The 12,440-nt window shown below is 62.7% G+C and carries 10 protein-coding genes; 8 read left to right on the forward strand and 2 right to left on the reverse strand.

Going from position 1 to position 12,440, the window contains the following annotated elements; all coding sequences use genetic code 11:
* The first annotated feature begins 119 nt into the window (after nt 1-119).
* The 8 genes from ITX31_RS09835 (at nt 120) to hpaD (ending at nt 10,454) form a co-directional block, all read left to right on the forward strand.
* A complete protein-coding gene (locus tag ITX31_RS09835; protein WP_194783196.1) occupies nt 120-986 on the forward strand; it encodes a trypsin-like peptidase domain-containing protein in 867 nt (288 codons plus the stop codon).
* 613 nt (nt 987-1,599) lie between these two features.
* A complete protein-coding gene (locus ITX31_RS09840; protein WP_194783197.1) occupies nt 1,600-2,697 on the forward strand; it encodes an ABC-three component system protein in 1,098 nt (365 codons plus the stop codon).
* Nucleotides 2,694-3,191, forward strand: coding sequence for a three component ABC system middle component (locus ITX31_RS16170; RefSeq protein ID WP_416354803.1), 498 nt, complete (start codon nt 2,694-2,696; stop codon nt 3,189-3,191). The genes ITX31_RS09840 and ITX31_RS16170 overlap by 4 nt, the downstream gene beginning before the upstream one ends.
* On the forward strand, nt 3,191-5,173 hold the full coding sequence (locus ITX31_RS09845; protein ID WP_194783198.1) for a DUF3732 domain-containing protein: 1,983 nt from the start codon (nt 3,191-3,193) through the stop codon (nt 5,171-5,173). Before ITX31_RS16170 ends, ITX31_RS09845 begins: the two co-directional genes overlap by 1 nt.
* Nucleotides 5,174-5,656: 483 nt before the next feature.
* Nucleotides 5,657-7,135 (forward strand): fumarylacetoacetate hydrolase family protein, encoded by a 1,479-nt coding sequence (locus ITX31_RS09850; protein WP_194783199.1) that lies wholly within the window; start codon nt 5,657-5,659, stop codon nt 7,133-7,135.
* 23 nt (nt 7,136-7,158) lie between these two features.
* The gene (locus ITX31_RS09855) at nt 7,159-7,809 is read left to right on the forward strand and encodes a GntR family transcriptional regulator (RefSeq protein WP_323745633.1); all 651 of its coding nucleotides are present in this window, start codon (nt 7,159-7,161) and stop codon (nt 7,807-7,809) included.
* Between the two features lie 30 nt (nt 7,810-7,839).
* Nucleotides 7,840-9,357, forward strand: coding sequence for a 5-carboxymethyl-2-hydroxymuconate semialdehyde dehydrogenase (hpaE, locus tag ITX31_RS09860; RefSeq protein WP_194783201.1), 1,518 nt, complete (start codon nt 7,840-7,842; stop codon nt 9,355-9,357).
* A 26-nt stretch (nt 9,358-9,383) separates the two neighbouring features.
* Nucleotides 9,384-10,454, forward strand: a complete 1,071-nt coding sequence (gene hpaD / locus ITX31_RS09865; protein WP_194783202.1) for a 3,4-dihydroxyphenylacetate 2,3-dioxygenase — start codon at nt 9,384-9,386, stop codon at nt 10,452-10,454.
* Between the two features lie 87 nt (nt 10,455-10,541).
* On the opposite strand, the gene ITX31_RS09870 is transcribed toward hpaD, so the two are convergent.
* Together ITX31_RS09870 and ITX31_RS09875 are read right to left on the reverse strand one after the other, a co-directional pair.
* Nucleotides 10,542-11,357 carry a mycofactocin-coupled SDR family oxidoreductase gene (locus ITX31_RS09870; RefSeq protein ID WP_194783203.1) on the reverse strand — a complete coding sequence of 272 codons (816 nt, stop codon included), beginning with the start codon at nt 11,355-11,357 and terminating at the stop codon, nt 10,542-10,544.
* A 316-nt stretch (nt 11,358-11,673) separates the two neighbouring features.
* Nucleotides 11,674-12,435 carry an SDR family NAD(P)-dependent oxidoreductase gene (locus tag ITX31_RS09875; RefSeq protein WP_194783204.1) on the reverse strand — a complete coding sequence of 254 codons (762 nt, stop codon included), beginning with the start codon at nt 12,433-12,435 and terminating at the stop codon, nt 11,674-11,676.
* Between the last annotated feature and the right edge of the window lie 5 nt (nt 12,436-12,440).

The raw sequence follows: 12,440 nt of genomic DNA on the forward strand, positions 1-12,440 counted from the left end.
AGCGACCGGCTTATGGGCGAATGGATGGTCAAATCCTCATCAGGTGGAGTGGGTCAAGCGTGGGGCAAAAATGCGAGTTTCCTAATCATGGTGAGGGTCAGGCGGGATAAGCTCTGGCTATGCGCCCTCCAGTTGAATCAATCGCGGACCAACTTTTCTACACAACAGTTTTCATTGAAGCCTTCACTTCCGTTGGGAGATCCACTGGGACGGGTTTCATAATCAACTACCCAGTTCACGAGGGACAATTTAGGCCCGTTCTAGTAACAAACAAACACGTACTCGAGGGGGCGGAGGAAGTTGCCTTCACGATGCCAGCGGCTGACAACGCGGCCCAACCAGCCAGTCGCGGTACTCGATTGTCAATGACGGGTTTCAATACCCAGAGTTGGGTGGGGCACCCCGACGCTGGCGTCGACATTGGCACCATGTTCTTCGCGGACGTTCTAACCGCTATGACAAATAACGGAGCAGCCCCGTTTTACCGAGGTTTCTTGCCGGATCAACTTGCCACTCAAGACACCGCAAACTCGCTCGACGCCATTGAGCAAGTGACTGTGATTGGATACCCAAATGGCCTCTTCGACCAGTCCTCCATGCTGCCGATTGCAAGGCGTGGACAGACGGCCACACCAATCTTCAACGATTACAACAATCTGCCAGCCTTCCTTATAGATGCTTCTGTCTTCCCAGGATCAAGCGGAAGTCCGGTTGTCCTGTACGACCGGGGGTCGTACACGACTCGAGACGGATCATTCCACGCCGGTTCCAGAATGGCATTACTCGGCATTGTCGCTGCTGTTCACACCCGTAAAGTCAACGGCCTCGTCCAGATGGTGAGTACCGGCATCGCCACATTCGATGACATGATTGATCTGGGAATTGTCTTCAAGGCAAGTGCCATCCAAGAAACAGTTTTTGCGCTGTACGAAGCGGCACAGATCCCCCTTCCCTTAGCTACGGTTGCTCCAGAGAACCTCGCTTAGCAAGTCACTTCCACTTCCAAGAGCTCTTAATGAGCCATCAGGGGTGTGGGGCACGAAATCGGTATGACCCTGTACGCCACCGGAGTGAAAGGCGCCCTAGTTGCTCTCTAGGGCGAAGTCAATGCTATGTATGACCATGTTGCCTTAGTGCCTTAACTCAAAGTGTCCAACGAACGACCGGCTTGCGGGCATTTTTCTGCATTGGGACGGTTAGCCGCAGTCCCTTACCTAGCACGGGACTGTTTCCTACCCGACAGGGAATGCCCCCGGGGCGACGCCCGTAGCATCGACGCGTCTCGGACGAAACGGGCTAACCAGCTTTCCCGAGAGACTTCGGCATAAGATGGCTTTTTGGAGTCCATGCCGACGAGGATTGTTGCCGACGATGCATCGAAATGCGCATTGTGCCCAGCGTACCGCCTTCACAGTTTTGGCGGTCGCTGCGAGTGAGAGCACGAGAAGTGAACAGTTTATTGACATGAATGCAGGTTGAGGGGGAACGATGGCCAGCTTCGATGCGTCCGCGTCCGCTCTGGGGTTCCTTCATCAGGTGCGGTGGGCGATGTATGAACTACTCGTGGCGTCCCGCCGAGCGTCGGATCAGTCTATGCGGATGACATTAGAAGTGTTCGACGACGTCGCTTTGACTGATTCGGCCGGCCGGCCGCTTAGTGCAATCCAACTGAAACAACATGTGGCGCAGACTTCGTTGACAGACAAGAGTGTCGACCTGTGGAAAACAATCCGGGTATGGCTTGAAACTCCTTCACTCGCTGCCGCGGACGGGCCAATGCTGACGTTGGTGACCACATCCCCGGTGCAACCCGGAAGCGCGGCGTCCCTGCTCGGTATCAATGACGCTGAACGGAACGTTGAAGAAGCGCTGACGCTCTTGGATGCGGCTTCTGTGACCGGCTCTGTCGCAACAGAACAGGGACGGAACGCGTGGACGCAAGCTCCTCCTTCCGTCCGGGCATCATTGCTCACTCGCATGCGAGTGCTTGGTGAACAGGCGTCCGTCGCAGAACTCGACGTTCTCTTGGACGCCGAATTGGCGCCGTTCGTTCCGGCAAAGCACGTTGCTGAGTACCGTGCCAGGCTTTGGGGCTGGTGGGACAGTCGCGCGGTGCTGATTCTCCGAGAAAATCTCAGCACTGCCGGAGGAGGTTCTGTGTCCGCGGCGGAGCTGTACGACAGGATGCAGTATATTCGAGACGATTTTCGTGTGGACGCGCTCGTTGTTGATTTCACCCTCAACTTCGACGACGAAAAGGTTACTGCCGGTCACGATGAGCACTTTGTTGAGCAGCTCAGACTGGTGAAGGTTGGAGCCGGCACGCTTCGTAACGCTGTCGTGGACTACCTGCGTGCCTACGCCCATACGACAAAGTGGGTGCAGAACGGCGATCTATTCGACGATGAGCTTGAGCGGTACGAGTCGGCGTTGAAAGACGAATGGGCCCGCCGGTTCGACGAGATGCTTGAAGATCTGGAAAGCGATGGGATTACCGACCCCCACGCGCGAGCTATCCGAGGGCGAGAACTGTTTCGCGCACTTGGTCAATCGGCGCTGGTGACGATCCGGGCGGAGTTCGACGCGCCGTTTCACGCTGCAGGGACCCGCCACAGCATTGCTAACGACGGACAATACGGATGGCATCCCGACTATAAACAACTCCTCGCCGGTGTTCTTTCTGGAGCACCAAAATGAACGGCGGCATCGTGGCGTGGCCGCATCGCCCGCAACCCGCGTCGGATATCCTGAACCCTGCTATAAGCGCCGTGTGTGTAGCATGGTGCGCAGCTCGATACGAACGGGATGCTGAGACGGTTCTGCCATGGCCGCTGGCGTTTCTCGTCGCCCCGCTAACATTGCACGCTCCGACAAGGGCCCGCTTGCCCAGGTCAGTCGCAACGCATTTTCCAACCTGGATCAACGACAACGCCGATCTGCTTGCAGGTTTCCCCGCTCGAGCGAGGTCTTTCGCTCCGTACGTGCGTGAAGGGCTCCGTTTCGGGCTCAGGACCGGCCTGCTAAGCCTCGAAGGACCTGGCGGGTTGCGCTCCACGATTGCCGATCACACGAAGGTCGCTGCCGGCACGGAATTGCGGGACATAGCTGTATCCTCGGCGTTGACCGGCGGATGGTTCGCCCGGTCCGGGTCCACCGCAAATGTTTTTACACAACTTGGAGTCAGTCCGTAGTGCAACTGCTGAAGATCAGGATCTACAACCAAGTCGGCGACATCCGTGACGTCGACTTCCGCCCGGGTGAGCTGAACATCATTACCGGCCAATCGAGCACTGGCAAGAGCGCCCTGCTGACCATCGTCGACTACTGCCTCGGCAGAGACGAAGCGACTGTTCCACGCACAGCAATGTTCAGCACCATCGCCTGGTACGCGGTCATGTGGCAGTTCAGCGACGGCAGCCGTGTTGTCGCAGGCAGGAGGGCATCGCGAACGAAAAGCAATTCACGCGCCATGCTTCAGTTCGGTGGTTCGGACTTGGACATGCCGACGTTCGATGAACTTCGCGAGAACGTGGACTCAGACGCGCTTCGGGTACAGATAGGAGCCCGCATCGGGCTCGACAACGTAATGCTCGAAACGAAGGACTACGGCGCCGGTCCTCGCACTGTCAGTCTCGGCACAGCCGCATTGTTCTGCCTTCAGGAACAGGAAGAGATTGGCACGAAGTCGACGTTGTTCCACCGTCAAGCAGAAGATGGCATAAAACTTGCTCTTAGGGACACCTTCCCGTTCTTCCTCGGTGCCGTCGACGGGGACCAAGCACGAAAACGTGAAGCGCTCCGGGACGCTAAACGAACCCTCCGCCGCGCCGACGCAGCCCTTGACCGTGCAGAGAGCGCGGCTGCCAAACACGACAACGTGTTCCGAGACCTACTCGGAGAGGCGCGCGCTGTCGGCCTCTCCGCGAACGACGGACTCGTCGAAGCGGGGGACTACAGGGCTGCAGCGCTGTCTATTCTGTACGCGGGACAGTCGCGGGAGTCAGAACCTGCCGATCCGAAGGCGGACGTGCGTGCTCAGGACGAACGACGGCGTCTCGAGACAGACCTCGCACGTCTACGCAGCGAATTGAATCAGGCAATTGCCACCCGGGACGTCGTTCTCGACCAGCGCAGCGGCGAAATCGAATACTCGGGCTCACTTCAAGCGCAAGCCGGCAGGCTTGAAAGCATTGGCCTGCTCCCGGATCACGACGGGGACGCGCAGACGTGCCCTGTGTGTACCCAAGAGCTTCCAGAACGAGATGCTACTGTCACGCAGTTGCAGGAGCGGTTGAGTGAACTCCGCAGCAGTCTCGCCGACGTGCAGCATGTGCAGCCTCGCAGCGCCCAGGCAGTGTCCAGATTGAGCGCGCGCATCATAGATATACGGGACGCTCTTGCTTCCACTTCAAGAGCCCTCGACGCTGCTGCACGCTCTGTCGGTGATGCCGGCCCGAGCGATATAACCGCCCAGCAGTCGTTCGTGCGTGGCCGAATCGACGCCATCCTCCGAAGCGCAGAATCCTCCGACCAGGAGGGGCTCGACCGACTCCGCGCCGCGCAAAGCGCGGCGGAGCTACGTGTCAAACGTCTCGACGCTGAACTTAGCAGCGACGAGGTGCGCGAGCAGACTACGTCACGCCTCAATGTCATTGGCAAATACCTTGGTGAGTACAGCCGAGAATTCGAGGCGGAGAGCGCTGATAGGCCGGTCCGGCTAGACATCAACGCACTCACAATTGTCGTGGATGAGGAGTTTGGTCCCGTCGAGCTAACTGGCTTCGGCAGTGGTGCAAACTGGGTCGGCTACCACATCGCAGCACACCTTGCCCTGCACCGGTACTTTATGAGTCAGAACCGACCAGTGCCGCGGTTCTTGATGCTCGATCAGCCCAGCCAAGCCCACTTCCAAGGTGATCTGTCGGCATCGGTTGACGGAGATGCCGACCGTGAAGGCGAGCGGGTCCGAGCCATGTTCAAAGTAGTTGCAGACTTCGCTAGAGCCCACGCCGGTGCGATGCAGGTCATCATCATCGACCATGCGCGGTATGCGGACGAGTGGTTTACGAGCCACGTTCGTTACGACTGGCACGGTGGAGAGAAACTCATTCCCGACAGCTGGAAGCAGTATGCCCGCAAATCTAAGGACGAAGACGACCCGCAGCAGCCCTGACCGCCTCCCTGATCGTCATGGGGGCACAGCCTGATTCGTGAGAGCAACCGAATGCTATCTGGTAGATCGGGCCTCAGCGCACTGTCCGTATGCCGATCCGCGGTCAGTATCGCATCGCAGCAACTGGGGGGTCGTTCCTCGATGGAGCAGCCACGAGGTCGTAGCCGGCGCTGGTTGCTGGCTATCCCCAACAGGAGCCGATACCGTCAATGGCACCCAAGTACACGCCATATCTCCGGCTGTCCTTCTGCCACCCAAGCCTAGGGCTCGGCACATGCCGCCCTAGGTAGTTATCCCTGAGCGCGCAATCCAGCCACTCCGCGTGGACACTCAGACCGGACCCGTGCGTCGGATAACATCCTCGAGAGCTGCATGGTTCCGGTCGGACCATCGGCTATGTGTACGCAACATAAGGCCTTGACGTGACCCACCCCACAAGGCACTATGGATCATATACGATTTCGTACTTGATCCAGGAGTGAGATGTCCACGAGCAGCACCGCCACACCGGAGACACTGGCACAGGCCGGCAAGGTCATCGCCGTCCACATCAACTACCCCAGCCGGGCAGCCGAACGCGGACGCACCCCCGAGCAGCCCTCCTACTTCCTGAAGCCCAGCTCCTCCCTCGCCCTCACCGGCGGCACCGTTGAGCGCCCGGCCGGCTGCGAACTGCTCGGCTTCGAAGGCGAAATCGCCCTGATCATCGGCAAAACCGCCCGCCGCGTCTCCGTCGAAGACGCCTGGAGCTACGTTGGCGGCGTCACCGCCAGCAACGACCTCGGCGTGTACGACCTCCGCTGGGCAGACAAAGGCTCCAACCTCCGTTCCAAGGGCGGCGACGGCTTCACCCCCGTGGGCCCGGCCATCCTCGACGCCGCCACGGTGGACCCCGCTGCCCTGCGAGTGCGCACCTGGGTCAACGGCGAACTCGCCCAGGATGACACCACCGAGGACTTGCTCTTCCCCTTCGCACAGCTGGTCGCAGACCTCTCCCAGCTGCTCACCCTCGAACCCGGGGACATGATCCTCACCGGCACCCCAGCCGGCGCCTCCGTGGCAGTCCCGGGCGACGTCGTCGAAATTGAAGTGGACTCCCCCTTTACAGGGCAGACCACCGGTCGCCTGAGCACCACCGTCACCGAAGGCACGACGCCGCTGGCCCCCTTCGGCGCACAGCCCAAGATCGATGACAAGCAGCGCGAAGAAGCCTGGGGCTCCGCTGAGAAGGCCGGCCTCGCACCCAAGCAGGAACCGGCGTCGGCCCTCACCCCCGAGCTGAAGGCCAAGCTCGAATCCGTCGCCACCGCCACCCTCAGCTCGCAGATGCGCGCCCGCGGCCTGAACAACGTCTCCATCGACGGCCTCACCGGTACCAAGACCGGCCGCAAGGTAGTCGGCACGGCCCGCACCCTGCGCTACGTCCCCAACCGCGAGGACCTCTTCAAGACCCACGGCGGCGGCTACAACGCCCAGAAGCGCGCCATCGACTCCGTCCGCGAAGGCGAAGTCCTGGTCATGGAAGCCCGCGGCGAAAAGGGCACCGGTACCCTCGGCGACATCCTCGCCCTCCGCGCCATGCACAACGGTGCCGCAGCCATCATCACCGACGGCGGCGTCCGCGACTACTCCACCGTCGCCAGCTTCGACCTGCCCGTGTACTGCGCCAACCCGCACCCCGCGGTGCTCGGCCGCCGGCACATCCCCTGGGACACGGACATCACCATCGCCTGCGGCGGCTCCACCGTCCAGCCCGGTGACATCATCGTGGCCGACGACGACGGCATCCTGGTCATCCCGCCGGCCATCGCCGAGGAACTGGTGGAAGCCTGCATTAAGCAGGAACACCAGGAAGAGTTCATCGCCGAAATGGTCAAGGCCGGCCACGGCGTCGACGGTCTCTACCCGATGAACGCGGCGTGGAAGGAAAAGTACGAGGCCTGGGCGGCGGAACAGGTGTGAACGCCTCATCCAACGCTGGCACGGTGAGCAAGGCCGAACAGGCCTACCAGACCGTCCAGTCCAAGATCGCCTCCGGTGAATACGGGCCCGGGTACCGTCTGGTACTCGGCCGGATCGCCGCGGACCTGGGCTGTTCCGCCGTCCCGGTCCGGGAAGCGATCCGCCGGCTGGAGGCCGAAGGGCTGGTCCGGTTCGAGCGGAACGTCGGCGCCACGGTCACCGGCATCGACCCCACCGAGTACCTCTACACCATGCAGACGCTAAGCCTTGTGGAAGGGTACGCGACGGCGCTCTCCGCACCGCTCGTCACGGCGGAGGACCTGGCCAAGGCCAAGGAAATCAACGCCGAGATGCGCGACTGCCTGGAGCACTTCGACCCGGTCCGCTTCACCGCGCTGAACCGGGACTTCCACTCCGCCCTGTTCACCAACTGCCCCAACCCGCACATCCTTGACCTGGTCCACCGCGGCTGGAACCGGCTGGGCGCCCTGCGCTCCTCCACCTTCAGCTACGTTCCCGGCCGGGCCCAGGACTCGGTTGCCGAACACGAGCGGCTGCTCGAACTGATCGAGGCAAAGGCCGACGCCGGCACGATCGAGGCCGCGGCCCGCGCCCACCGGATCGCCACCCTCGAGGCCTACCTGAAGCACTCCCCCGCAAGCTCCACCCCGTAACCCCAGACCCCGCATCAAAGGAGACGCCCCATGGCTGAGCACTACATCCCGGAGAACCTTCCCACCCACATCCAGCACTTCATCAACGGCGAATTCGTGGACTCCATCAACGGCGCCACCTTCGACGTGCTGGATCCGGTAACCAACCAGAACTACGCCACCGCCGCCGCGGGCCAGAAGGAGGACATCGACGCCGCCGTCGCTGCCGCCCGCGAAGCCTTCGTCAACGGCCCGTGGCCGAAGATGAAGCCGCGCGAACGCTCCCGCATCCTCAACAAGATTGCCGACGCCGTCGAGGCCCAGGAAGAACGCCTGGCAGAGATGGAAACCTTCGACACCGGCCTGCCGATCACCCAGGCCAAGGGCCAGGCCCGCCGCGCCGCAGAGAACTTCCGCTTCTTCGCGGACCTGATCGTCGCCCAGTTCGACGACGCCATGAAGGTCCCAGGCAGCCAGATCAACTACGTGAACCGCAAGCCGATCGGCGTCGCCGGCCTGATCACCCCCTGGAACACCCCGTTCATGCTGGAGTCCTGGAAGCTCGCCCCGGCGCTGGCCACCGGCAACACCGTGGTGCTCAAGCCCGCCGAGTTCACCCCGCTCTCCGCCTCCCTGTGGGCGGACATCTTCACCGAAGCCGGCGTTCCGGCGGGTGTGTTCAACCTGGTCAACGGCCTGGGCGAGGAAGCCGGCGATGCGCTGGTGAAGCACCCGCAGGTTCCGCTGATCTCCTTCACCGGCGAGACCACCACCGGCCAGACCATTTTCCGCAACGCGGCAGAGAACCTGAAGGGCCTGTCCATGGAGCTCGGTGGCAAGAGCCCGTGCGTGGTCTTCGCGGACGCGGACCTCGACGCCGCCCTGGACTCCGCCCTGTTCGGCGTCTTCTCCCTCAACGGCGAGCGCTGCACCGCCGGCTCCCGCATCCTGGTGGAGCGCCCGGTCTATGACGAGTTCTGCGAACGGTACGCCGCCCGCGCCAAGACCATCGTCGTCGGCGATCCCCACGACCCGAAGACCCAGGTGGGCGCCCTGGTGCACCCCGAGCACTACAAGAAGGTGGCGTCCTACGTCGAGATCGGCAAGACCGAAGGCCGCCTGCTGGCCGGCGGCGGCCGCCCCGAAGGCCTGGAGGAGGGCAACTACATTGCTCCCACCGTCTTCGCGGACGTGAAGCCCGACGCGCGGATCTTCCAGGAGGAGATCTTCGGCCCCGTCGTCGCGATCACCCCGTTCGATACCGAAGCAGAAGCCCTGGAGCTGGCCAACAACACCAAGTACGGTTTGGCCGCCTACATCTGGACCTCCGACCTCACCCGCGCGCACAACTTCGCGCAGAACACCGAGGCCGGCATGGTGTGGCTGAACAGCCACAACGTCCGTGACCTGCGCACCCCGTTCGGCGGCGTGAAGGCCTCCGGCCTCGGCCACGAAGGCGGCTACCGCTCGATCGACTTCTACACCGACCAGCAGGCCGTGCACATCACCCTCGGCAAGGTGCACACGCCCAAGTTCGGCAGCGACGACGCCGCCAAGATCGACTACTAACCCCTGACTCTGTTCGAAGGAGAACCATGAACGCCAACCCCATTCCCAAGCCGTCCATCAACCCGCCGGACATTGTCCGCTGCGCCTACATGGAACTGGTGGTCACTGACCTGGCCAAGTCCCGCGAGTTCTACGTGGACGTCCTGGGCCTGCACGTGACCGAAGAGGATGAGAACGCCATCTACCTGCGCTCCCTCGAGGAGTTCATCCACCACAACCTGGTGCTGCGCAAGGGACCCGTCGCCGCCGTCGCGTCCTTCGCCTACCGCGTGCGCACCCCGGAAGACGTGGACGTTGCCGAGGCGTACTACAGGGAAATGGGCTGCCGCACCGAGCGCCGCGCCAACGGCTTCACCAAGGGCGTGGGCGACTCCGTCCGCGTGGAGGACCCGCTGGGTTTCCCGTACGAGTTCTTCTACCATGTTGACCACGTGGAGCGCCTGACCCAGCGCTACGATCTCTACTCCGCCGGCGAGCTGGTGCGCCTGGACCACTTCAACCAGGTCACCCCGGACGTTCCCCGCGGCCGCACCTACCTGGAGAACCTGGGCTTCCGCGTTTCCGAGGACATCAAGGACTCCGAGGGCACCACGTACGCTGCCTGGCTGCACCGCAAGGACACCGTGCATGACACCGCCCTGACCGGCGGCGACGGCCCCCGCATGCACCACGTTGCGTTCGCCACGCACGAAAAGCACAACATCATCCAGATCTGCGACAAGATGGGCGCCCTGCGCATCTCTGACCGGATTGAGCGCGGCCCCGGACGCCACGGCGTCTCCAACGCGTTCTACCTCTACATCCTGGATCCGGACGACCACCGCATCGAGATTTACACCCAGGACTACTACACCGGCGACCCGGACAACCCCACCATCACCTGGGACGTCCACGACAACCAGCGCCGCGACTGGTGGGGCAACCCCGTTGTTCCGTCCTGGTACACCGAGGCCTCCCTGGTCCTGGACCTGGACGGCAACCCGCAGGAAGTTGTTGCCCGCACCGACTCCTCCGAAATGGAAGTGACCATCGGCGCTGACGGCTTCTCCTACACCCGCGGCGACGAGACCGACTTCAAGGTCGGTTCGCAGCTCTAGGCTGCTTGAACGAGAAACCGGCTAGCGCACGACGGCGGGAGGGACAGCTTTGGCTGTCCCTCCCGTTTTCGCTGGGTCGGCGCCGCCTCAGCGGGCGTTGAAGCCCGCATCCACGGGGAGGGTCACGCCGGTGATGTACCGGGCGTCGTCGCTCACCAGAAAAGCAATCGCGTTGGAGATGTCCCTCGGTTCAACCCACGGAACGGGCATCAGGTTTTTGACGGCGTCGCCGCTGTCCGGGTTCTCGGCGAACAGCTGCTCGATGATCGGGTTCTGGATCATCGGGGTGGCCACCCCCGTTGGATGGATCGAGTTGACGCGAATATTCTGCGGGCTCAGCCAGTTGGCGAACGATCTCATCAGCCCCACGACTCCGTGCTTGGCGGCTGCGTAACCGGTTCCACCTGCACCGCCGCTGCCGCCGGTTCCCTTGAGGCCCTGGGTTGAGCTTGTCAGCACAATCGAGCCCGCCTGCTTGGCGATGAGGCTCGGCACCGCGGCTATCACCGTGTTGTAGACCCCCGTGAGGTTGACATCGACTACGTCGGCAAAAGGCTGCTCCCGGTCGCCGTTCAGCCCCAGGGGCGCGATGCCCGCGTTGGCCAGAATGATGTCGACGGGGCCGATTGCTGCTTCGCCTTCCTGGACCGCCTTCTCGAGCGCGGCGAGATCTCGGACGTCGGCCTGCTGGGCGAAGATGCGGCGGTCGAGCGCTTCAACGAGGCGCACTGTTTCGTCAAGGTCTTCGGGGGTGGCCATGTCGTATTCGACTGAGGCGATCTGGCTGCAGATGTCCACAGCGATGATGTCGGCCCCCTCTTCCGCCAGCTTCAGGGCGTGGCTTCGGCCCTGGCCCCGAGCCGCACCGGTGATAAACGCAACTTTCCCGTCGAGCTTGCCCATCAGGGACTCCTTCATCCGTCGTCTGGTCAGGAAACGCCGTTGATTCCTGACTGCGGCTGACAAGCTACATCCGTTCTCGTCCAGTTGGGAGAGTAACGTCGTTGCCGGTTATCAAGAGCCCTGCGCTCCGTTTTATCCGAATCGCTCCGGTTCGGGGCGGAGTGGATGTCCCAAACCGGAGCAAATCCGAACAACACAGCGGCATGCCGGCACGGTTTCCCAGCTCTCGTTACTCCTGTGGCCGGATGTGACCACAGGAGGCCACACCCGTCACAGAGGGTGGGAAGCTGTGCACGCCATCGGCGAGAACAGCCCCTCAGAACTGGATCCCGCGAGACAGCCCGCCGTCCACCAGCACATTCGCACCGGTCATCCGGGAAGCCCGCGGGCTGGACACGAAGACGACGACGTCGGCCACCTCCTGCGGCGTGCCCATGCGGCCGGTGGGATTCAGGGCCAAAGACTCGGTGAACATCTCCGGGGAGCCGGACTCGATGCCCTGCCAGACGCCGCCGTCGAAATAGGTGTTGCCCGGGGAAACAGTGTTGGCGCGGATTCCCGCGTCAGCCAGCTGAAACGCCAAGCCGGCCATGAACGCGATCAGCGCGGTCTTCACCGTCCCGTATGGCCCGGAGGCGAAGTCCACTTCACGGCCGGAGACGCTGGAGATCGCCACCAGCGAGGGTGAGTCGCTGCGGCGTACCTGCGGGATCGCAGCCTGCATCAGCCGGACGGTGCCCATCAGGTCAACCCGCAGGCTTGCTTCCCAGTTTTCAGGAGTGTCCGGGATGGCCAGCGCACTGACGTTGCTCACCACGGCGTCCAGTCCGCCGAAGCGGCCGGCAACATCGTCCACCCAGGCGGCCACGCCGTCGCCGTCGCCCATGTCCAGGACGGCACCCTCCACCTTCACGCCACTGTCGGCAAGGGCGGCCTCGGTTTCCGCGATCTCCGCGGCATCACGGGCACAGAACGCAACGTTCGCTCCCTCCGCCGCGAAGGCCTCCACGATCGCCCGCCCGATTCCGCGGGTTCCGCCGGTGACCAGTGCCGTTTTGCCACTCAACTGCAGGTCCATGACCG

Source organism: Arthrobacter gandavensis (assembly GCF_015355785.1).
In the GTDB taxonomy this organism is placed as follows: Bacteria; Actinomycetota; Actinomycetes; order Actinomycetales; family Micrococcaceae; genus Arthrobacter_B; species Arthrobacter_B gandavensis_A.

Excerpts from the sequence above, each read along its gene's own strand:
- ITX31_RS09835 (WP_194783196.1), top strand. The coding sequence starts at position 120 with ATGCGCCCTCCAGTTGAATCAATCGCGGACCAACTTTTCTACACAACA.
- ITX31_RS09840 (WP_194783197.1), top strand. The coding sequence starts at position 1,600 with ATGACATTAGAAGTGTTCGACGACGTCGCTTTGACTGATTCGGCCGGC.
- ITX31_RS16170 (WP_416354803.1), top strand. The coding sequence starts at position 2,694 with ATGAACGGCGGCATCGTGGCGTGGCCGCATCGCCCGCAACCCGCGTCG.
- ITX31_RS09850 (WP_194783199.1), top strand. The coding sequence starts at position 5,657 with ATGTCCACGAGCAGCACCGCCACACCGGAGACACTGGCACAGGCCGGC.
- hpaE (WP_194783201.1), top strand. The coding sequence starts at position 7,840 with ATGGCTGAGCACTACATCCCGGAGAACCTTCCCACCCACATCCAGCAC.
- hpaD (WP_194783202.1), top strand. The coding sequence starts at position 9,384 with ATGAACGCCAACCCCATTCCCAAGCCGTCCATCAACCCGCCGGACATT.
- ITX31_RS09870 (WP_194783203.1), bottom strand. The coding sequence starts at position 11,357 with ATGGGCAAGCTCGACGGGAAAGTTGCGTTTATCACCGGTGCGGCTCGG.
- ITX31_RS09875 (WP_194783204.1), bottom strand. The coding sequence starts at position 12,435 with ATGGACCTGCAGTTGAGTGGCAAAACGGCACTGGTCACCGGCGGAACC.